Below are 21462 nucleotides of genomic sequence, written 5' to 3'. Positions count from 1 at the left end.
TCGCATGCGCGATCGGGCCGAGCGGCAGATGAAGCGGAGCGTCGTCGGCGTCGACCGCCCGCAGGATCACCGCGATGGCCTTGTCGGGATCGCCGGTCTGGTTGCCGTCGTATTCTTCGAAGCCGCCGCGAACCGTCATGTCGGCCATGATCGACCAGTCCTTGTCCCCGAGGCCTGCCGAGACGGCTCGGCCGAGCCCGTCGTGGACGGCTTCGAGCAGCACAAGCCTGCGTCCGATCTCGTCGCCGGCCGCGATCGCCAGGCGCATGTCCTTGAGGGCGAGCTTGGCTTTGAAACCCGGCTCGAAGGATCGTTCGGTGATCTGCGCGCTGTAGCTCTCGTAGGCGCGGCCCGAGAACAGGGTGCCCAGGATGAGGTCGAAGAAATCCGCACGGTCGAGGCCGACGCTCTCGGTCAGCACGACGCCCTCGGCCATCGCCGCGATCGCCGCGATCGCCATGGCGATCATCATGTTGCAGGCGAGCTTTGCCGCATTCGCCCGAGCGGGGTTCTCCCCCAGCTTCCAGACCTTCTTGCCGAGGGGGGCGAGCAGCGGCTCGATCGCCGCAACGGCATCGGCCTTCCCGGCCGCCAGGATGTTGAGCTGACCGCTCGCCGCGACGGTCGGTCGACCGAGGACCGGTGCGGACACGTAGCCGAGGCCCGCCTCGTCGTGCAGGCGTTCCAGTTCCCGTGCGAAAGCGACCGAGATCGTCGATGTGACGACATGGATGATTCTCGGTTGCGCACTCGCCAGCAGGCCGGCGTCAATGATTACTTCCCGAATGGCCGTGTCGTCGGACAGCATCGTGAAGACGGCGTCCGCCTCGAATGCATCCGCCGCGCGTTCGACCAGCGTGACCCCGGGAACGCTGTCCTTCGCGACCTTGCTCCGGTTCCAGGCCCGCACGTCATGGCCGGCATTCACCAGGTTGATGGCCATGACCGAGCCCATGCTGCCGAGGCCGATGAATCCGATCTGCATGGTCCGTCTCCCGTCGTTCGGGTGGAGCCCGAGCGGCCGTCCTCATGGGCCGGACGATCCAAGACAGGACGCGTCGTCCGGCGATGGCGGCAATCTAGATGATCGGATTTGTACTGAAACTGACATCATTGTACTCTCGCCGTTCATTTTTGTGCGGGTGGTCGCGATGGAATGGAGCGACGTCAGAATCTTTCTTGCCGTCGCGCGATCCGGCACGCTCGGCGGCGCCGCGCGTTCTCTCCAGACGAGCCATCCGACCGTGGGCCGGCGCCTTCGCGCATTCGAGCAGGCGATCGGTCACACGCTCTTCCAGCGCACGGCGGACGGTCTCGTACTGACCGACGAGGGTCACGGGATCATCGCGCTGGCCGAGCAGATGGAAGAGGGAGCCCTGGCCATGGAGCGCCGGCTCGCGGGGCAGGAGCAGAACCTCAAAGGCAGTCTGCGGATTTCGTCGGCGGACTGGTTCGGGGCCTATGTCCTCCCTCCCATCCTGGCGGATTTCTCGAAGGCCTACCCCAATGTCGACGTCGAGATCCTGACCGGCACGCGCCTGTTCAACCTTGCCCAGCGGGAGGCCGACGTCGCTTTTCGGATCGTTCCGTTCGATACGGCCGATGTCGTTCAGCGGCGGCTGTTCAGGCTCGAATACGGTGTCTACATCGCCGAGGAGGCGGCCGACCCCCAATATGGCGACGGGACCGGTTTTCGGCTGATCACCCACGACACGTCCACGGGCCACTTCCCCGACATCGCATGGCTCACCGAGAGTTTCCCCAACGCGAAGCCGGTCCTGCGATCGAACAACCGCAACGTTCAGGGGCGCATGTGCCGGCAAGGCGTCGGCATCGCCGTCCTGCCCCGGGTGGTCGGCGATCAGATTCCGGGTCCCCGCAACCTGGAGATGCCGACGCCGCCGCCGGCACGCGACATCTGGATGGGATATCACCGGGACCTGCGGCGTCTTCAGCGTCTTCGTGCATTCATCTCGACCGTATCGGACCATCTCGCGAACGCCACCGCGTGATGCCGACTTGGGAGAATGTCGACTTGGGAGAATGCCGACTTGGGAGAATGCCGACTTGGGAGAATGCCGACTTGGGAGAATGCCGACTTGGGACGACGCGGGTTCGAGCGGTCCGCTCGCAGCCTGTCGGGTTGGGGCGAGATTTCGCGGCTGGCGCATTGCCTGACGAAACAAATGCCGGTTCGTCGAAGAAAATGCGGACAAATCAAGGATCCAGAGAGCTTCGCGATTGCCGCGCGATCGTGACGTGCGCGAGCACAGGAGCGGGCGTGTCGAGCCGGGGCGGCGGGGCAGCCTGCAACTTCGCCGGACACTTCGAGGCGCTGCGCTGGAGGACCCCGTTCCAGACCATCCGTCAGGCCTGGACCAAAGACCCGGACCGGTTCAAGATCGACCCGCACCACGTCATTCCGGGACCATGCAGCCAGGCTGTCCGCCCGACGCGAGTTGGCCCGAGAATGTGGCCCGTGCGGGCGGGAGCCCGACCGCGATGTCAGGCTGGAGGCAGGCATGCGCAAACCCGTCTTTCAGGATCGTGCCGATGCGGGCCGCGCCCTCGCCGGCCGGCTGTCGGCCTACGCCGCCGACCCGGACGTGAGCGTCCTGGCGCTGCCGCGCGGCGGCGTCCCGGTCGCGGCCGAGGTCGCCCGCGCGCTGCATGCGCCCCTCGACGTGTTCGTGGTGCGCAAGCTCGGCGTGCCCGGCAACGAGGAACTCGCCATGGGGGCGATCGCGAGCGGCGGCATCCGCACGCTCAACGCCGACCTCGTCGCGGCTCTGCGGATCCCTCCTTACGCGATCGATGCCGTGGCGGCGCGCGAGCAGCGCGAGTTGGAGCGGCGCGAGCGCCTCTACCGGGGCGGCCGGGCGCCGGCCGACCTGCGCGGCCGCACGGTGATCCTCGTCGACGACGGGCTCGCGACCGGCGCCACGATGCTGGCGGCGATCGAGGCTCTGCGCTTGCGCCGGCCGGCCCATCTCGTCGTCGCGGTGCCGACGGCCTCGCGCGAGACGCTGGCGCGGCTCAAGGGCGAGGCCGACGTCGTGGTCTGCGTCGACAGCCCCGAGCCATTCCACTTCGTCGGTGCGGCCTACGCGGATTTTACCCAGACGAGCGACGCCGAGGTCCGGCGGCTCCTCGGCGACGAGGGCGCGGCGCCCGACGGCGACCCGGTCCCGGCGGAGGATCGCGACATCCTCGCCCTCCTGCGGCAGGAGGCGATCCGCCTGACCGGCGAGGCCCGCGACTACGATCCTCTGATGGCGATGATCGGCGAGGCGCGGCTGGTCCTCCTCGGCGAGGCGACGCACGGCACGCAGGATTTCTACCGTGAGCGGGCCGAGATCACGAAGCGCCTGATCCGCGAGAAAGGCTTCGGGGCCGTCGCGATCGAGGCCGACTGGCCCGACGCCTGGCGGGTCAACCGCTACGTGCGCGGCGAGAGCGAGGATCTCGACGCGGTCGAGGCGCTCTCGGGCTTTCGCCGCTTCCCGACCTGGCTCTGGCGCAACACCGAGATGGCCGCCTTCGTCGAGTGGCTGCACCGTCACAACGCGACGCAGCCGGAGGGAAGCCGGGTCGGCGTCTACGGCATCGACCTCTACAGCCTACACGCCTCGATGAAGGCGGTGCTGGCCTATCTCGACGCGATCGATCCGGCGGCGGCGGCGAAGGCCCGCGACCGCTATGCCTGCTTCGACCGGTTCGGCGACGACAGCCAGGTCTACGGCTTCATGACCGGCATGGCGCTCGCACCCTCCTGCGAGGCGCAAGCGGTCGCGCAGCTCGCGGCGCTGCGGCGCCGGGCCGCCGACAGCCTGGCCTGGACCGGCAGCACCGAGCGCGACGAGCTGTTCTGCGCCGAGCAGAACGCAGGCGTGGTCCGGACCGCCGAGGAGTATTACCGGACGATGTTCCTGCGCGAGGTCTCGTCCTGGAACCTGCGCGACACCCACATGGCCGACTGCGTCGGGGCGCTCGTCGCGCATCTCGGCCGCACGGGCCGCGCCACGAAGGTCGCGGTCTGGGCCCACAATTCGCATCTCGGCGATGCGCGCGCGACGGGGATGGGCGAGCGCGGCGAGATCAACCTCGGCCAGATCCTGCACGAGCGCCACGGCCGCGCCGTGGTGCGGATCGGCTTCACCACCCATTCCGGCACCGTCGCGGCCGCCGCGGACTGGGGCGCGCCGGTCGAGCGCAAGCGGGTCCGCCCGGCCCTGCCCGGCAGCCACGAGGCCCTGTTCCACGCCCTCGGCCTCGGCCGCTTCTGCCTGATCCCGGCGCCCGGGACGCGGGCTGCGCAGGCCCTGCGCGAGGGCCGGCTCCAGCGGGCGATCGGGGTGATCTACCGACCCGACACGGAGCGGGAGAGCCATTACCTCCGGGCTCGCCTGCCCGACCAGTTCGAGGCGGTGGTGCATCTCGACGAGACCCGGGCGGTCGAGCCCCTGGACGCCGGTGCCGCCTGGGAGCCCGGCGAGGTTCCGGAGACCTTCCCGGCCGGCCTGTGACGCCGACGCGCCGCCGGACGGGTCCGTCCGGCGGCGCGTCCGTCGATCGTCTGGAGTCCGATCCGGCTCAATGCGCCATCAGGAGCGGGACGGGGCAGGCGCGCAGCATCTCCTGCGTCACCCCGCCGAGCACCGTCTCGCGCAGGAGGGAGTGGACGAAGGCGCCCATCACGACCATGTCCGCCCCGGTCGCGGTCGCGTGGCGGCGCAAGGTCCCGGCGACATCGCCATCCGCGGCCGGCAGATCGGTAACGGTCACGGCGACGCCGTGATGCGCCAGGCCCGGCGCCGCCTCGACCCCCGGGACCGAGCCGGACAGATCCTTCTCGCCGGTCACCGCGACGATCTCGACGATGTCGGCCTGTCGCAGGAACGGCAGGGCGTCGCGCAGGGCGCGGGCCGCCTGGGCGCTGCCGTCCCAGGCGACCAGGATGCGGCGCACCGTGAACGTCGCGCAGCCCGGCGGGACGACGATCAGCGGGCGTCCGCTCTCGAACAGGAGGGTCTCGATCAGGCCGCGATCCCCCGTCAGCGCCCGCGGCTCGGCGTCGATCACCGCGAGGTCGTGCAGCCGCCCCTCACCCGCGAAGCGCGCGAGCAGGCGGTCGTAGGACAGGTGCTCGGCCTCCGCTCTGCACAGGATGCCGGCGGCGGCCGCGTCGCCCCAGGCCCGCTCGGCCACCTCCTGCGCCAGCTCCCGCAGCCGCCGGTTCTCGGCGGCAACGACCATGCCGACGAAGCGGCTGATCCAGGCATGCGGCAGGACCAGCCGGACCGAGACCGCCTGGACCGTCACCCGCGCCTGCGCGCGCTCCGCCAGCGACAGGCCGTAGGCGAGCGCGCTGGACGGCATCTCGTCGCCGAGCCGCTCCGTCAGGGCGATCAGGATGGTCCGCAGGTTCTCGATCATGGCCGCCCCGCCCGTGTCCAACGCCAAGTTGAGTCTGCGAGCGAGTCTGGCAGCCCGGCCCGGGGGCACGTTGCGCTGGATCAACGACGACCCTCGTCGACGACCGGACCGGTCAGGCGCGGCAGTCGATGGAAAATCGACGGACCTCGAAGGAGGGCTCCAGGGATCGCGAGACTTCTGGATCCCTCCTTCGAGGCTCAGCGACCTTCGATCGCCCGCATCTCAGGATAAGGTTGCGGATGGGAAGGGAAAATTTTTCTGCGAAGCCGATCTCGTGCAGACAAACATAATATCGGCATAATATTACGGTAAAAGAGATTTATAAATGCCTTCTGATGCCTTTCGTAAGAAAAACCAGCCCCGATCCTTGCACAAGTCGTCCGGTTTCGCGCACCAGAGCACTATTTTTCGACTGCTCGCGCCACAACTCTGGATTTCGACGACGCATTGCCCTTGCCTGCCGGCCGAGCAAGCCCCGGAACCGGAGCCCGTCGCAACGATCTCCGGTCCCTCTCGGCCGAGGAAGGATCGTCTTCCGGAAAGATGATCGATCGGCCCTAGAGCGCCTCACGATCGCGTTGCCATCGCGAAGCTCTCCAGGACTTTGTTTTGACGCATTCTCTGCGACGAACCGGTTTCCACTTCGTCGGAAAATGCTCTAGGCGTTCATCGGCCACAGCAGGCGGGATGATGCAAACTCCTTCGGGAAGACGGTCACGAATTGGCCGTCCTGGTACTGGATGAGGACCGGATCGCACAGGGTATTCTGCCCATCGGGCCCGAACTTGATGCCCCGCCAGGGCATGATGGTCTGCTCGGCCGGCGTGTCCGTCGCCATCAGGGCGTCGCGGATCTTCGCGCCGTCGGTGGACTTGGCCCGGTCGACCGCATCCGCCATCACCAGCATCGCTTCGACGAGCCGGGACGTGTTGTCGTTGAGGTCCCGGCCGGCGCGGGCCTTGTACATGCCGTTCACCGCGCCGATGGCGGGGCGTTTCGCGGCCAGGTCGAGGGCGAAGGACGCGCGGCTGATGAGGCCGTTGAGCTTGTCGCCGACACTGTCGAACGTCGCCTTCTCGGCGAACCCGGCCGCCTGCGCGATGATGTTGCGCGGCCTGTATCCGAGTTCCGCCATGGTCTTGACGAGAAGGATGGCGTCCGTCGTGTAGCTGGACGGCAGCAGCACGTCGGCGTCGGCGCTCTTGAGCTGCTGGACCTCGGCGGTCAGGGACGGCGAGCTTGCGCGGTACTTGACGTCGGCCGCGACCTTGTAGCCGCGCTCCTTCGCCAGCTTGCGCTGCACGTTGGACGAATCGGTCCCGAAGATCGTGTCTTCGTAGAACAGGGCGACCGTCTCGATCGTCTGCCCGGCCTTCTTCTGGGCATCGAGGAAATCGAAGATGGCGACGGAGAACATCTCGTCGTGGGCGGCGGGGCGGAAAAAATACTTCAGATTGCGTCGATGCAGGCTCGGCGACGAGCTGTCGGCGGCGACGAAGGGCACGCCGTAGCGCTCGCAGGTGACGCTCACCGTCGCGGCGACCGAGGAATGATAGGTGCCGACGACGCCGACGACCTTGTCCTGCGTGATGAGGCGCTCGGCTTCCGAGCGGCCCTTCTGCGGATCGCCCTGGTGATCGGCCATGACCAGGCGGATCTTCGCGCCGCCGAGACCGGCGAGCCCGGCCGTGCGGGCGCCCGGCAGGTCGAGGTCGTGGACGCCGTTGACGATCTCGATCGCGGTCTCGAGGGCGTGGCGGCCATCGACCCCGACCTGAGCGCTCGACCCGGACATCGGGTAGACGGCACCGATCAGCACCTCCCCCGCCGCCCGGGCCGTGCCCATGCCGGTCAGGCCGGCGGCCAGGGAAGCGACGCCGCCGACAAGGATATCCCGCCTGTTCACGATCTCGTCCCTCCGATCGACAGCCGTCATCTGATCGCATCTCCTTCGTCTCGGAAGACACGAGACACCGGGCCCCGAGACACCGGCCCCCCGAGCGCGATGCACGTCCCGGTCCGCCGACACCGTCGCTTCCTGAGGCGGCATCGGCCGGCCCGCAATCGGCGGCGGCTGCGCGGGAGCGGGTCGCACGGTGTCCTCGCCCCGCCCCGACGGCACAGGAAAGTCACGCAAGGAGTGTGCCGCGGCTCCTACCTTCATCGAAGCAAGAACGGTCGCCGAACGGCAAATTTTACTGACCCGGGTTTTGCTCGGCCCAATGTTTCATCGACCCCAGATTTTTCAGGCCTCGGAGGCGGCGTCGGGGCACCCCGGCCGCGCGGCTGTGCCCCCCGGCTACGGCTTGCCCACCCGTGCGACGACCGGAAGCACGACGGCGCTCGGCGCCACCCAGCCGAAGATGCCGCCCTGCGCGACGATCATCGCGAGGCCCGCCGCGTGGAAGGCCGGGATGTACGAGCCGCAGGCATCCGACACGACGAGGCAGCGATAGCCGCGGTCGTTGGCCTCGCGCACCGTTGTGTGGACGCACACCTCGGTGGTGACGCCGCAGACGATCAGGTTCGCGATGCCGTGCTCCGCCAGCACCGCCCCGAGACCGGTGGCGTAGAACGCGCCCTTGCCGGGCTTGTCGATCACGATCTCGCCGGGGGCGGGCGCGAGATCGGGGACGATGTCGTGCCCGGCCTCGCCCCGGATCAGAATCCGGCCCATCGGGCCGGGCTCGCCGATCCGGGCGCGCGGGGCGCCGCGGGCGACCTTGGCGGGCGGCGCGTCGGACAGGTCCGGCGCGTGGCCCTCGCGGGTATGGACGACGAGGAGGCCGGCATCCCGCGCCGCCGCCAGCAGCGCCCGGCACGGCGGCACGGCCGCGGCGAGGAGCGACACGTCGTTGCCGAGGCTCTCGCCGAAGCCGCCGGGCTCCAGGAAGTCGCGCTGCATGTCGATGATGACGAGGGCCGTGGCGTCGAGGTCGATCGTCAGCGGTCCGGGCTCGGCGGGGATGGTGAGGATGCGCGGCATGGGATGTCCTCGAGGCGTCTCGCCGCCATCATGTATGCACGCAAGCAAAAGCGCCTGCCTCATCGGCGCGCGGCGTTGCGCGAGTTTCGGGCAGGGCGCGCATCGGGCGGGCCGTCGTCCCGGCGCGGCGCCCCGCGCCTCCCGGGAGGCGGGTCACTGGGCCACGGGGCCTCGCGCTGGCTCGCCCCCGTCATGTCGACGACCACGTCCTCGACCACGCTCATATGGACGAGCATCGCCGCATTGGCCCCGGCGGCGTCGCGGGCGAGGACCGCGCGGACCACGAGGTCGTGCTCGGCATGCGAGCGGGCGAGCCGCCCCGGCGCCTGGAACTGCGCGCGCCGGTAGGGCATCAGCCGCCGCCGCAGGGCCCGGGCGACCTCCTCGATCGGCGGGTTGTGGGCGCCCGCGTAGATGAGGCCGTGGAACTCGAGATTCGCCTCGACATAGGCCTCGCGGTCGCCGGCGGCGGCGAGCCCCGCCATCGCCTCGTGATGGGCGCGCAAAGCCGCCCGCTCGGGCCGGGTCATGCAGAGCGTCGCGAGGCGGGCGCAGCTCGCCTCGATCTCCCCCATGGCGACGAACAGGGTGTCGAGCTCCTCGGTCGTCACCGTCCGGACGGTAGCCCCGAGCCGCGGGCGGATGTCGATCAGCCCGGTCCCGCTGAGCAGGCGCAGCGCGTCGCGCACCGGCGTGCGCGACACCCCGAAGCGCCGGGCCAGCACCTGCTCGTCGAGATGCATCCCCGGCGGCAGGATGCCGGCCAGGATCTCGTCGGCGATGCGCTCGGACAGGAGGTCGGCGCGGGTCTTCGAGACGGCCACGGGAACGGACGCCCTCCTCACGATGACACGATCCCCGACATCGGGGTCCGGCGCGGCCGCCTCCTCCGGCTGCGCGAGCCGGGTTCCGCAGCCACCGCCGTGCATACATGGCGATGCCGCGGAAGGCCATCCTGCGAACCGCTATGGCCCCCGGGTATCCAGCGCGAAACCCGTCCGGACCCGCGAGGCCTGGCGCGCGATTGTGCATACAAGGATGCGAATTTGGGCGAGGGCGTCCGAATCCTTCGCCCGCCCGAGCGCGGCGGCGGCGGCGCGGTGCCGAAATTCCATGCTTCGCCGCCGGAACACCTGGTTCTAGTCTTCGGTCCGCACGGATTTCTTGCCGGCGGAGCGCGACGCTGTGACGAAGACTGATCTCACCCGGCGGCATCTTCTCGGCGGCGCGGCCGCAATCGGCCTCGCCGGCCTGCCCGGGCGGGCGCGGGCCGCCGGGCCCCTGACGGTCGGGTTCATCTATGTCGGGCCGAAGGACGATTACGGCTACAACCAGGCCCACGCGGTCGCCGCCAAGGCGCTCAAGGGCCTGCCCGGCCTCGAGGTGATCGAGGAGGAGCGGGTGCCCGAGACCAACGCCGTCGAGAAGACCATGGAGAGCATGATCAATCTCGACGGGGCCGGCCTGCTGTTCCCGACCTCGTTCGGCTACTTCAACCCCTTCGTGGTCGCCGAGGCGAAGAAGAACCCGAAGGTGCAGTTCCGGCATTGCGGCGGGCTGTGGACCGAGAAGGACCCGAAGAATGCCGGATCCTATTTCGGCTACATCGCGCAGGGCCAGTACCTGAACGGCATCGTGGCCGGCCACACCACGAAGTCGAAGAAGATCGGCTTCGTGGCGGCCAAGCCCATCCCGCAGGTCCTCAACAACGTCAACGCCTTCCTGCTCGGCGCGCAGAGCGTCGATCCGGGAATCACCTGCCAGGTGATCTTTACCGGTGAATGGTCGCTCGCCGTCAAGGAGGCCGAGGCCACCAACGCGCTGATCGACGGCGGCGCCGACGTGATCACCTGCCACGTCGACAGCCCGAAGGTCACGGTCGAGACCGCCGCCCGCCGCGGCGCCTTCGTGTGCGGCTACCACGTCGACCAGTCGCCGCTCGCCCCCAAGACCTACCTCACCGGGGCCGAGTGGGACTGGCTGCCGATCTACAAGAGCTTCGTCGCCGACGTGCAGGCCGGCCGCAGCCCGCCGAACTTCTTGCGTGGCGGGCTCGCCGACGGCTTCGTCAAGATGAGCCCCTACGGGCCGGCGGTGAGCGACGGGGCGCGGCGCAACGCCGATGCGGTCAAGGCCGAGATGATGAAGGGCGGCTACGAGATCATCAAGGGACCGCTCAAGGACAATACCGGCAAGGAGGTGCTCGCCGCCGGCAAGGCGCTGCCCGAGAACGCGATCGAACTCGAGGGCACGAATTATCTCGTCGCCGGGGTGAAGGGGGCGGTGTGAGCCGCGGTACCGGAGGGTTCCCCCCATGGTCGCCGATGCCGCCCCATCGGGCATGACGGCCGCCGAGACGCGGCACGCGCCCGCGATCCGGGCCCTGGCCTGGCTCGCCCGGCGCGCCGAGGCGGTGGCGATCCCGCTCGGCGCGGTGCTGGTCGGGCTCGCCCTGTTCAGCCTGTTCCTCGTCACCCTCGGCAAGTCTCCGGCCGCCCTGGTCGATCTCGTCTGGCGCGGCGGCTTCGGCTCGGCCTTCGCGTGGCAGAACAGCCTCCAGCGCGCCGCGCCGCTGCTCTTCGCGGGCCTCTGCGTCGCGCTGCCCGCCCGGCTCGGGCTGGTGGTGATCGGCGGCGAGGGGGCGATCGTGCTCGGCGGCCTCGCGGCGGCTGTCGCGGCCCCTCCCCTCTCGGGCGCACCGGCGCCCTTGGTCATCGCCGCGATGGCTCTCGCCGCGATGCTGGCGGGGGCCGCCTGGATCGGCGCGGTCGGGGCGCTCAAGGCCTATCGCGGCGTCGACGCGACGATCGCCAGCCTGCTGATGTCCTACATCGCGATCGCGCTCGCCAACCACCTGATCGAGGGGCCGCTGCGCGATCCGACGAGCCTCAACAAGCCCTCGACCCTGCCGGTCGGCGAGGCCAACATGCTCGGGGCCATGCCGGGAATCGGCGTGCATTGGGGGCTCGGTGCCGGCGTCGTAGCCTGCCTCGCCGCCTGGCTGCTGATGGACCGCACGACGCTGGGCTTCTCCGTCCGGATCGCCGGCGGCAACGTGCGGGCGGCGCAGATCCAGGGCCTGCCGGTGCGCCGCCTGATCGTCGGCTTCACGGCGCTGGGCGGCGCCGCTGCTGCGCTCGCCGGCTTCTTCGAGGTCGCGGCGGTTCAGGGCAACGCCAACGCGACGCTCGCCGCCGGCTACGGCTTCACCGGCATCCTGGTCGCCTTCCTCGCCCGCCACAACCCGCTGGCGATCCCGCCGGTGGCGCTGGCGCTGGGCGGCCTGGAGGCGTCGGGCGGGCTGATCCAGCGCCGGATGCAATTGCCCGACGCCACGATCCTGGTGCTGGAGGGCCTCCTCTTCCTCTGCCTGCTGGTCGGCGAGACGGCCTATGGGCGCTTCAAGATCTTCAGCCCGCATCTCTGGGCGTCCAGGAAGGCCTCCGCGACATGAGCCAGGATCTCGGCCTCTGGACGGTGCCGCTCGCGGTGATCGGCGGCGCGATCCGCGTCTCGACCCCGTTCCTGTTCGTCAGCCTCGGCGAGACGATCACCGAGCGGGCCGGGCGGATCAATCTCGGCCTGGAGGGCACCCTGGTCTTCGGGGCGATGGCGGCCTACGCCACCGCATTCCTCACCGGCTCGCCCTGGGCCGGCGTCGCGGCGGCGGGCCTGGCCGGCGCCGGCTTCGGCCTCCTGCACGGGGTGATCTGCTCGCTGCCGCGGGTCAACGACGTCGCGGTCGGCATCGCCCTGATGCTGTTCGGCCTCGGCCTCGCCTTCTTCCTCGGCAAGCCCTTCATCCAGCCCTCGGCGCCGCCCCTGCCGTCGATTCCGTTCGGGTTCTGGTCGGACCTGCCACAGGTCCAGGCGGCCTTGCGGGTCAACGTGCTATTCCTCGTCGGCGCCGCCTTGAGCGTCGTGCTGTGGTGGGCGTTCCGCCACACCAAGGCGGGCCTGGTGGTCCGGGTCGTCGGCGACAGCGCCGAGGCGGCGCGGGCCATGGGCACCTCCGTCACGCGGGTGCGGGTGCTCGCCACCATGGCGGGGGGCGTGCTCGCGGGCATCGGCGGCGCCTACCTGTCGCTGTATTATCCGGGCTCGTGGAACGAGGGCATCTCGTCGGGCCAGGGGCTGATGGCGGTGGCGCTCGTCATCTTCGCCCGGTGGAATCCGCTCGCCTGCTTCGGCGCGGCGCTCCTGTTCGGCGGCGCCGGCGCCCTGGGCCCCGCCCTGCAATCGGTCGGCGTCTCCTCGGGCTACTACCTGTTCTACGCCGCCCCCTACGTCCTCACCCTCGGGCTCCTCGTCGCCACCTCCTCGCCCGACCGGGCGCTGGCGGGCGCGCCGGGCGAGCTCGGCCTGTCGCGTTGAACGCAATTCGCGGCGTTGTCGAACGGCTTCGGTCGACCGCGCCGGGCAAGCCCGACCGGGCGCCGGCGCCGATGCGCCGAACGCTCCTGCATCGCCATGGCGATGCAGGAGCGCAAAGGAAAAGGAGTACCGCATGAATGGCCTCGGCGGATTGAACAAGGCGCCGGACGGCGTCGTCATCGGCCTCGTGCAGCTGCAATTGCCGGTCGTCGCGACCCCGGCCGACCTCGCGGCCCAGACCGCCCGCATCGTCGCGATGGTGGGCAAGGCGCGGGGAAACCTCGCCGGGATGGACCTCGTGGTCTTCCCCGAATACGCCCTGCACGGCCTCTCGATGGACACCAATCCCGAGATTATGTGCCGCCTCGACGGGCCGGAGGTCGCGGCGTTCAAACAGGCCTGCCTCGACAACCGGATCTGGGGCTGCTTCTCCATCATGGAGTACAATCCCGACGGCAATCCCTATAACGTCGGCCTGATCATCGACGACACGGGCAAGCTGCGGCTCTATTACCGCAAGATGCACCCTTGGGTGCCGGTCGAGCCGTGGGAGCCGGGCGACACCGGCATCCCGGTGATCGACGGGCCCAAAGGGGCCAAGCTCGCCCTCATCATCTGCCACGACGGCATGTTCCCCGAGATGGCGCGCGAATGCGCCTACAAGGGCGCCGAGATCATGCTGCGCACCGCGGGCTACACCGCGCCGATCCGCGAGGCCTGGCGATTCACCAACCAGTCCAACGCCTTCTGCAACCTGATGGTGACCGCGAACGTCTGCATGTGCGGCTCGGACGGCACCTTCGATTCGATGGGCGAGGGCATGGTCGTCAATTTCGACGGCACGATCATCGCCCACGGCACCTCCGGCCGGCCCGACGAGATCATCACCGCCGAGGTGCGGCCCGATCTCGTCCGCGAGGCGCGCCGGCACTGGGGGGTCGAGAACAACATCTACCAGCTCGGCCATCGCGGCTACGCCGCCGTGAAGGGCGGCGCCGGCGACTGCCCCTACACCTACATGCACGACCTCGCCGCCGGCCGCTACCGGCTGCCCTGGGAGGCGGAAGTCAGGATCACCGACGGCACCTCCTGCGGGATCCCGGCGCCGACGCGGAGCTACCGGCCCGGGGCGGCGGCGGGCGCGAAGGAGGCGGCGGAGTGAGCGGTGCGTCACTCTTCCCGCTTCAGTGCCGCCAGCATCTCGCGGCGCAGGATCGCATTGATGCGGGTCTGGTAGCCGCGCCCTTGCGCTCGCAGCCAGGCCAGCACGTCGGAATCGATACGGACCGTCGTCGACGTCTTCGTCGGCCGATCGTATCGACCCCGCACCGCATCGGCCCAGAACGCATCCGAGAGCGGCGGGATCTCACTGTAGTCGATCTCGTCGTCGGGCCGCGCGGCCAAGGCTTCGAGCCGGGCCTTCTGCTCCGCCGTGAGCGGCGGCAGATCGGCGGCATCGATCGTGACGCTAGAGTGCTTCGTTCGCATATCGCTTTCGCTCGGCCCGTCCGGCGCGTCGTGCGGAAATGATGCGGATGATCTCGATCGTCTCTGAACACGCGCGCCGCTTCCTCGAAGCTCACGCCGTGCTTTCGGAGGTTCGATGCGGACTTGACCGGGTCCCATTCGAATCGCGTCGTCACAACCATAGTGTTACTGCAAAATCGTCCCGGCACCAAGATCGCGGAGGCCGCATGAGCATCGCCACGGACAGCGCGGAAGCCCCCTCCACCGGCACCTTCGTCGCCGCCGAGCCCTATCCCTGGCCCTTCGACGGCAGCCTCTCAGCCAGCAACACCGCCCTCGTCATCATCGACATGCAGACCGATTTCTGCGGCAAGGGCGGCTATGTCGATGCCATGGGGTACGATCTCGGCCTGACCCGCGCCCCGATCGGGCCGATCGGCCGGCTGCTCGCGGCCGCGCGGGAGACGGGCTACACTGTCATCCACACCCGGGAGGGCCACCGGCCTGACCTCGCCGACCTGCCGGCGAACAAGCGCTGGCGCTCGCGCCGGATCGGTGCCGGCATCGGCGATCCCGGCCCCTGCGGCCGGGTGCTGGTGCGGGGGGAGCCCGGCTGGGAGATCATCCCGGAACTGGCGCCGCTCCCCGGCGAGCCGGTCATCGACAAGCCCGGCAAGGGCTCGTTCTGCGCCACCGACCTCGAACTGATCCTGAACCGGCTGGGCATCCGCAACCTGATCCTGACCGGGATCACCACCGACGTCTGCGTCCACACCACGATGCGCGAGGCCAACGACCGCGGCTTCGAATGCGTCATCGTCTCGGACGCGACCGCGGCGACCGATCCGGGCAACCACGCGGCGGCGCTGAAGATGGTGACGATGCAGGGCGGCGTGTTCGGCGCCGTCGCCTCCTCGGCGGCGATTCTGGAGGCGTTTCGCTGATGGGCGCCCTCGCGGTCGAGACGATCGGCATGACGAAGCGCTTCGGCGCCTTCGCGGCCCTCGACGACGTGTCGATCAAGATCGAGGCCGGCGGCTTCCACGCGCTGCTGGGCGAGAACGGGGCCGGCAAGTCGACCCTGGTGAAATGCGTGATGGGCTTCTACGCCCCGACCAGCGGCAGCCTGCTGATCGACAACCGCGAGGTCGCGATCGACGGCCCGAAGGCAGCCCAGGCCCAGGGCCTCGGCATGGTCTACCAGCATTTCACCCTGGTGCCCTCGCTCACCGGGGCCGAGAACCTGGTGATCGCCCGGGCCGACGTGCCGCGCCTCATCGACTGGGGCCGGGAGCGGGCGGCGCTCGCAGCCTTCATGGCCGGGATGCCGTTCCGCCTCGACCTCGACCGGCCGGTCGCCACGCTCTCGGCGGGCGAGAAGCAGAAGCTCGAGATCGTCAAGCAGCTCTACTTGAAAGCCCGGTTCCTGATCCTCGACGAGCCGACCTCGGTGCTGACGCCGGGCGAGGCCGAGGAGGTGCTGGGCCTGCTGCGCGGCATGACCGATGCCGGGCGGCTGACGGTGCTGATGATCAGCCACAAGTTCCGCGAGGTCGAGACCTTCGCCCGCTCCTTCAGCGTGCTGCGCCGCGGGCAACTCGCCGGCGGCGGCGCGGTCGGTGCGGTCTCGCGCGACGACATGGCGGCGATGATGATGGGCGAGCGCCGGGTCCGCACGGTCGCCGCCCGGTCAGGCGCGCCGGATCCGGACCGCACCGTACTGCAGCTCGACAGCGTCACCGCCACCGATGCGTCGGGCCTGCGCCGCATCGCGATCGACGACTTACGCGTGCGGGCCCGGGAGATCGTCGGGATCGCGGGCGTCTCCGGCAACGGCCAGAAGGAGCTGGCCGACGTGCTCGGCGGCCAGCTCCGCGCCACCGGCGGCCGCGTCGCGGTGGCGGGCGCGCCTTACGCGGGAACCCGGGCCGAGAGCCGGAGCCGAAAGGTCCGGTTCATCCCCGAGGAGCCCCTGCGCAACGCCTGCGCGCCGCAGATGTCGGTGACCGAGAATATCGGCTTTCGCGCCTTCGACCGGCGCGACGACGGGCGCACCGGCCTCTGGCTCGACAAGGGCGCGATGCGCCGGCGCGCCCGCGACCTGATCGCCCGGTTCGGGGTCAAGACCGCCTCCGCCGAGGCGCCGATCGCCACGCTGTCGGGCGGCAACGTGCAGCGCGCGGTGCTGGCCCGGGAGCTGACCGACCCGGTCGATCTCCTGATCGTGGTCAATCCGTGCTTCGGCCTCGACTTCGCCGCGGTGTCGGACATCCGCTCGCAGATCGTGGCAGCCCGCAACGGCGGGGCGGCGGTGCTGCTGATCAGCGAGGATCTCGACGAGATCCTCGAATTGTCGGACCGGATCGTGGTGATGTCGGAGGGCCGCCTCGTCTACGAGACCGAGGCGGCGGGGGCCGAGATCGGGGTGATCGGGCAGCATATGGCCGGGCATCACTGACATGACGCTCATCAAGTAGGATTTTTACTCAAGTCGGCGGCGAAAAACAATATTCAATCAGATTTTTGAAAAATAATCCGACAATCCTATCCAACCACCTCATCCTGAGGTGTCAGTTCATCGAAGATCGGCCAACACCTCAGGATGAAGTGAGAGGGTGAGACAACACTGCTCGTACCAAGCCTCCAGTCGAGAGAAATGCTCGAAACAACCCCTCAGCAACACCCGACACGACGGTAATACCCGGCCACCGCCGCCTCGAAGCCCGGCATCGCCCGCCACAGGCCGGCGCGTCCGGGCATCGCCGCCCGGCACGCGTCGCGCAAGGCCCGGTGCGCCGCATCGAGATCGACGCCGAGCACGACCCCGTCCCGCACGACCGTGCGCCCGGCGACGATCAGCTCGCGCACGTGGCTTTTCGTGGCGCGGGCGAAGAGCAGGTCGAGGGGATCGACCTCGGCCAGGGCGTCCTCGTCGAGCGCCGCGCGGTCGAGCACCAGGAGGTCGGCGGGAGCCCCCACGGCGATCCGCCCGCCCTCGGGCGCGCCGATCGCGGCGCGGCCGGTCTCGAGCGCCATCGCCAGGGCCTGGCGGGGGGAGACCTCGCCGTCGAAGCCCCAGCCGCCATGGAGCGACCACAGCAGGCGCAATTCGCGCAAGGCGTCGTCGTCCTCGTCGAAGGCCTGGCCGTCGAGGCCGAGCGCGACCCGGCAGCCGCGGCGCACCATCTCGGCGACCGGCGCGATCCCGGAGCGGAGCGCGAGGTTGGACGAGGTGTTGACGGCGATGATGCAGCCGGCCTCGGCGATCATCTCCAGTTCGTCCGGCCGGGCATGGACGCAATGGGCGAGGGTCAGCCGCGGCGAGAGCAGCCCGATCTCGCGCCAGCGCCGCACGAGGCCGCCGGGATAGGTCCGGTCGGCCCAGTCGCGCTGGTACCGGGTCTCGAAGAGATGCGTCGTGACCCGGCGCCCGGTGCGGGCGGAGGCCTCGGCGACCGCCTCCCAGAGCGCGTCCGAGCCCCATTGCGGCCCGTTCGGGGCGTATTGCACGTCGACCATCGGGCCACCGACCGAGGCGGCGACCGCCTCGACGCGGGCGAGCTGCTCGGCGAGCGGCAGCATGGGGGCGAGGAAGCGCGCCTCGATCTCCGCCCGCGCCTCGGGGTCGAGGGCGTCCAGCACCGGCCCGTGGTCGCCGTAGACCAGGGGGTTGCGGTCGCGCAGGCCGATGCCCAGCGCGATGCGCACACCGACGTCGCGGGCGGCGCGCGCCATCGCCTCCACTTCGGTCGGGTAGTCGGTCAGCCCGACCGGACGCACCTGGTGGATCATCACCGCGCCCTGGCCGCCGAGCGCCGCGCGCGCGAGCGGCGCCAGCGTCGCCAGATAGGGATCGACCGGCGCGAGGAGCGCGAGCCGGTGCAGCCAGGTCTCGAGTGGCTTGTTGAAGCCGCCGACCGAGCTCGGTCGCAGCGGGCGGGCATGGTCGTGGGCATTGGCGAGCGCCGGCAGCACGACGAGGTCGTCCGCCACCGCAGCGGGGCCGATCGCGGCAATCCGCCCGTCCTCGATCGTGAGCGCGAGGTCCCGGACCGCGCCCTGCGCGTCGAAACCGTGTCGGGCCGCAAGCTGGCGCACTGGCTTTACGTCTCCCCAAGTCCTGACGGCGGCGAGGATACGCGCGGGTCCCGGCGCCGGGAAGGCGCAGCCGACGGTCTCGACGCAGCCCCGGCGCCGGGCGATGCTGCGGCCTCCCGCCGATCCCGGATTTTTCCGCATGACGCATCGCCTGACCGCCTCGCCCGAGACCTGCCGCTGGGGCTACCTCGACGCGGCCGTGCCGCCGGTCCTCACGATCCGCAGCGGCGAGCGGGTCACGATCGAGACGGTCTCCGGCGGCCCCGACGCCCTGCCCCCAGCGGGCTTCCACGTGCCGCCGGAGCTCTTGGCGATCCACGCCGCCGAGACCGGCATCCCGCAAGGCCACATCCTGACCGGTCCGGTGGCGATCGAGGGCGCGCAGGCCGGCGACGTGCTGGAAGTGCGGATCCTCGACGTCGGTTTACGCCAGGATTGGGGCTTCAACCGCCACCGGCCGCTCGCCGGGACCCTGCCGGACGATTTTCCCGTCTTGCACCAGATGAACATCCCCCTCGACCGGAATCGCCTGACCGCCCGGATGCCCTGGGGTCTCGACATCCCGCTGTCGCCGTTCTTCGGAGTGATGGCGGTGGCCCCGCCACCGGAATGGGGCCGCTGCACCTCGATCATCCCGCGCGCCTTCGGCGGCAACCTCGACAACAAGGAGCTCACCGCCGGCTCGACGCTCTTCCTGCCGGTCTTCGTCGAGGGCGCCCTGTTCTCCTGCGGCGACGGGCATGGGGCGCAGGGCGACGGCGAGGTCAACGTCACGGCGATCGAGACGGCGCTCACCGGCACCTTCGAGTTCCATATACGCCGCGATCTGCGGCTCACCACCCCCCGGGCCGAGACGCCGGACCACGTCGTCACGATGGGTCTCGATCCCGACCTCGACCGCTGCGCCGAGCGGGCCTTGCGGGAGATGATCGATCTCGTGGTCGCCCGCACGGGCATCACCCGCGACGAGGCCTATGCGCTCTGCAGCATCGCCGCCGACCTGCGGGTGACGCAGACGGTCAACCAGCACAAGGGCGTGCATTGCATGCTGCGCAAGGAATACCTGGTGCGGTGACGCACCGAACTCTTTCCGGGACGGCCGGTCGGGCTCGTTCCGCGCGCCGGGAGCGGCGTCCGTCAGGCGTGCCCGGCGAGGAGCCGGCGGGCGGAAACCGGCCGATCGTCGATCGGAAAGTGGAGCGGTGCGGCCAGCAGCCCCGCGAGGGCGGTGGCCGCCCACAGCGCGTCGTAGGAGCCGGTGACGTCCAGCAAGACGCCGCCGAGCCACGCCCCGAGGAACGATCCGATCCGGTGGCTCAGGAAGACCATGCCGAACAGCGTGCCGAGATGACGGACCCCGAAGACCCGCGCGACGAGCCCGCTCGTCAGCGGGATGGTGTCGAGCCAGGTGAGGCCCATGATCGCCGCGACGACGACGGTGTCGGATTTCGGCGCGACGACGAAGAGGCCGGTCGCGACGCCCCGGACCACGCAGAGCCAGCCGAGCACGTGCCGCGGCCGGAAACGGCCGCCGAGCCAGCCGCAGGCCCATCTGCCGACCATGTTGAACAGGCCGATCACCGCCAGGGCCGTCGCGCCGAGGCCGACCGGCATGTGGCAGAGGGCGAGGATGGCGTGGCTCGCCGCGCTGGGCGTCACGTTCAACTCGGCCGCCGCATGCGCGAAGCTCAGATGCCGGCCGGCCGCGTCGAAGAGCCTGAGCGTCGACTAGGGGGGCAGGCGCGTCCGCATGGTCCTGCCCCCTCCCCCGGTCGACGCTGCGCGGGCGCGAGGCCTGCGCGGCGCGCCCGACCCACGGGGCCTGCACGGCCAAAGTCTCGTGAAGTAACCTAAATTTTCGTGATCGCGGGCTTCTTTTCGGCAGCCGGCTTCGACGGGGCGACCCAGAGCGGCGCCGATATCGTCAGGTAGGCCGCCGTACCGGTGAACCGGTTCTGGACGTCGAACTCCCGGAAGAACCTGACATTCGTCGAAACCGGGATGTCGCCTACCTTGAACGTGTAGCCGACCTGGCCGCCCAGCGCCGTCACCCGGCCCTTGAACGGACCGATGCGGTTCCCCGCGCCGCTGTCGCCCGTGAGCTGATCGTAGAAATAGCCCACGACCCCCAAAGACAGCTCCTTGCTCAGGTATTTCGACGCCGACCACTCGAGGTGGAACTCGGTTCCGGTGAGATACTGGGTCGCCGGGTTGACCCAGTTGAAGGTGATCCCCGGTACCACCGAGAGTTCGTAGCCGAGCACCGGATCGAGATAGGTCAGGGCGCCGCTGAGATCGAGGGCCGGACGGTTGAGCGCGACGTTGGACAACTGGCCGGGCTGGTAGGAGCCGGACGGCACGACGCCGAGCAGCGTGGCGCTCCAATGGAGGTTGCCGGAATGCCACCCCACGAACGAGGTGAGATAGATGTCTCCCACGTTGACATTGGCATCGTGCTCGCGCCCGGCAACGATGCGGTCGATGCGCGGCGAGGACAGAACGGCCCCGGCGCCGACATTCGGCGTGCCGAACGGGAGGGTGATAGAGAGGCCGAGGTTCCCGCCGAGGATCTCGGCCGGCGTCACCCAGACCGGCGTCACGAAGTCCGCGCTGAAATCGAGCTTGACGTTCGCGGCAGCGACGCCGCCGCTCTGAAAGGTGCGGTTGCCCCCGAGGTTTCCCGAGTAATAATACGTCTGGCTTCCGACGTAGAACCCTGGCGGTGGGGTCACGCCGGCGAGCGGCCCGCGATTGCCCAGCACGTACACGCCCTGCGCCGATTCGGCGGCGCGGGCGGCCTCCGTCGCCGCGAGGCTCATCGGTGCCAGAATGGCGGCGACGATCCAGTGTCTCGACCGGGCTCCAGCTTGCATTCCCACGTCCCCCTCCCATGGTGCATGAGCGAGAATTTGACGAGGGAAAGACAGTAAAACCAGGCTATTCGCTCACGTCGTATCATTTGAAAATTTCGATGATTGGTTTCGATACGTGATGCAGATCGGCAACGACGTCAGCGAAAAGGCGCGGGCGGCCTTGTCTGGATAAAGCCCGCTCGTCGGCACCGCTCCCTGCGCCGACCGCACAGAAATCGTCTCATACGC

General features: G+C 69.7%; 16 protein-coding genes and 4 pseudogenes. 10 read left to right on the top strand and 10 right to left on the bottom strand.

Annotation, left to right across the window (positions count from 1 at the left end):
• Nucleotides 1-121: 121 nt before the first annotated feature.
• Nucleotides 122-985 (bottom strand): annotated as a pseudogene (locus tag HBB12_RS31600) (NAD(P)-dependent oxidoreductase); the annotation flags it as partial.
• Nucleotides 986-1151: 166 nt separating this feature from the next.
• Here HBB12_RS31600 and HBB12_RS31595 point away from each other — a divergent pair.
• From HBB12_RS31595 to HBB12_RS31585, 3 genes and pseudogenes are all read left to right on the top strand, one after another.
• Nucleotides 1152-2012 carry a LysR family transcriptional regulator gene (locus HBB12_RS31595; RefSeq protein ID WP_236993520.1) on the top strand — a complete coding sequence of 287 codons (861 nt, stop codon included), beginning with the start codon at nt 1152-1154 and terminating at the stop codon, nt 2010-2012.
• A 293-nt stretch (nt 2013-2305) separates the two neighbouring features.
• Nucleotides 2306-2431, top strand: a pseudogene (locus tag HBB12_RS31590) (IS481 family transposase); the annotation flags it as partial.
• A 91-nt stretch (nt 2432-2522) separates the two neighbouring features.
• Complete coding sequence (locus HBB12_RS31585; RefSeq protein ID WP_236993042.1) at nt 2523-4526, top strand: erythromycin esterase family protein; 2004 nt, start codon at nt 2523-2525, stop codon at nt 4524-4526.
• Between the two features lie 67 nt (nt 4527-4593).
• On the opposite strand, the gene HBB12_RS31580 is transcribed toward HBB12_RS31585, so the two are convergent.
• The 4 genes from HBB12_RS31580 to HBB12_RS31565 form a co-directional block, all read right to left on the bottom strand.
• A complete protein-coding gene (locus tag HBB12_RS31580; RefSeq protein ID WP_236993041.1) occupies nt 4594-5436 on the bottom strand; it encodes a universal stress protein in 843 nt (280 codons plus the stop codon).
• Nucleotides 5437-6094: 658 nt separating this feature from the next.
• Entirely contained in the window at nt 6095-7342 is a 1248-nt protein-coding gene (locus tag HBB12_RS31575) for an ABC transporter substrate-binding protein (protein ID WP_236993040.1), read from the bottom strand.
• Between the two features lie 393 nt (nt 7343-7735).
• On the bottom strand, nt 7736-8422 hold the full coding sequence (locus HBB12_RS31570) for a cysteine hydrolase family protein (RefSeq protein WP_236993039.1): 687 nt from the start codon (nt 8420-8422) through the stop codon (nt 7736-7738).
• A gap of 59 nt (nt 8423-8481) precedes the next feature.
• Nucleotides 8482-9246 carry a GntR family transcriptional regulator gene (locus HBB12_RS31565; RefSeq protein ID WP_236993038.1) on the bottom strand — a complete coding sequence of 255 codons (765 nt, stop codon included), beginning with the start codon at nt 9244-9246 and terminating at the stop codon, nt 8482-8484.
• 361 nt (nt 9247-9607) lie between these two features.
• On the opposite strand from HBB12_RS31565, the gene HBB12_RS31560 reads away from it, so the two are divergent.
• The 4 genes from HBB12_RS31560 to HBB12_RS31545 all read left to right on the top strand — a co-directional run bounded on the left by HBB12_RS31560 (nt 9608) and on the right by HBB12_RS31545 (nt 13958).
• Nucleotides 9608-10711, top strand: a complete 1104-nt coding sequence (locus tag HBB12_RS31560; protein ID WP_236993037.1) for a BMP family ABC transporter substrate-binding protein — start codon at nt 9608-9610, stop codon at nt 10709-10711.
• A 25-nt stretch (nt 10712-10736) separates the two neighbouring features.
• Nucleotides 10737-11876 carry an ABC transporter permease gene (locus HBB12_RS31555; RefSeq protein WP_442919387.1) on the top strand — a complete coding sequence of 380 codons (1140 nt, stop codon included), beginning with the start codon at nt 10737-10739 and terminating at the stop codon, nt 11874-11876.
• Complete coding sequence (locus HBB12_RS31550) at nt 11873-12796, top strand: ABC transporter permease (RefSeq protein WP_236993036.1); 924 nt, start codon at nt 11873-11875, stop codon at nt 12794-12796. The genes HBB12_RS31555 and HBB12_RS31550 overlap by 4 nt, the downstream gene beginning before the upstream one ends.
• Before the next feature lie 133 nt (nt 12797-12929).
• Nucleotides 12930-13958 (top strand): formamidase, encoded by a 1029-nt coding sequence (locus HBB12_RS31545; RefSeq protein ID WP_236993035.1) that lies wholly within the window; start codon nt 12930-12932, stop codon nt 13956-13958.
• 8 nt (nt 13959-13966) lie between these two features.
• Here the strand turns inward: HBB12_RS31545 and HBB12_RS31540 are convergent, their stop codons facing one another.
• Both HBB12_RS31540 and HBB12_RS34575 read right to left on the bottom strand, forming a co-directional pair.
• Nucleotides 13967-14284, bottom strand: coding sequence for a BrnA antitoxin family protein (locus HBB12_RS31540; protein ID WP_236993034.1), 318 nt, complete (start codon nt 14282-14284; stop codon nt 13967-13969).
• A 59-nt stretch (nt 14285-14343) separates the two neighbouring features.
• Nucleotides 14344-14445, bottom strand: a pseudogene (locus tag HBB12_RS34575) (BrnT family toxin); the annotation flags it as partial.
• A gap of 45 nt (nt 14446-14490) precedes the next feature.
• On the opposite strand from HBB12_RS34575, the gene biuH reads away from it, so the two are divergent.
• Together biuH and HBB12_RS31525 are read left to right on the top strand one after the other, a co-directional pair.
• Nucleotides 14491-15207: a biuret amidohydrolase gene (gene biuH, locus HBB12_RS31530; RefSeq protein ID WP_236993033.1), complete on the top strand. Its 717-nt coding sequence runs from the start codon at nt 14491-14493 to the stop codon at nt 15205-15207.
• Complete coding sequence (locus HBB12_RS31525) at nt 15207-16721, top strand: ABC transporter ATP-binding protein (protein ID WP_236993032.1); 1515 nt, start codon at nt 15207-15209, stop codon at nt 16719-16721. The genes biuH and HBB12_RS31525 overlap by 1 nt, the downstream gene beginning before the upstream one ends.
• A gap of 215 nt (nt 16722-16936) precedes the next feature.
• Here the strand turns inward: HBB12_RS31525 and HBB12_RS31520 are convergent, their stop codons facing one another.
• On the bottom strand, nt 16937-18361 hold the full coding sequence (locus HBB12_RS31520; protein WP_236993031.1) for an amidohydrolase family protein: 1425 nt from the start codon (nt 18359-18361) through the stop codon (nt 16937-16939).
• Nucleotides 18362-18500: 139 nt separating this feature from the next.
• Here HBB12_RS31520 and HBB12_RS31515 point away from each other — a divergent pair, with 139 nt between their 5' ends.
• Nucleotides 18501-19436, top strand: coding sequence for an acetamidase/formamidase family protein (locus tag HBB12_RS31515; protein ID WP_236993030.1), 936 nt, complete (start codon nt 18501-18503; stop codon nt 19434-19436).
• Between the two features lie 62 nt (nt 19437-19498).
• Here the strand turns inward: HBB12_RS31515 and HBB12_RS31510 are convergent.
• Both HBB12_RS31510 and HBB12_RS31500 read right to left on the bottom strand, forming a co-directional pair.
• Nucleotides 19499-20071 (bottom strand): annotated as a pseudogene (locus tag HBB12_RS31510) (MFS transporter); the annotation flags it as partial.
• A 140-nt stretch (nt 20072-20211) separates the two neighbouring features.
• Nucleotides 20212-21180, bottom strand: a complete 969-nt coding sequence (locus HBB12_RS31500) for a SphA family protein (protein ID WP_236993029.1) — start codon at nt 21178-21180, stop codon at nt 20212-20214.
• Nucleotides 21181-21462 lie beyond the last annotated feature (282 nt).

Origin of the sequence: Methylobacterium sp. SyP6R, from assembly GCF_019216885.1 — a bacterium.
Taxonomy (GTDB): Bacteria; Pseudomonadota; Alphaproteobacteria; order Rhizobiales; family Beijerinckiaceae; genus Methylobacterium.
This window is presented reverse-complemented; position numbering and strand designations above follow the sequence as displayed.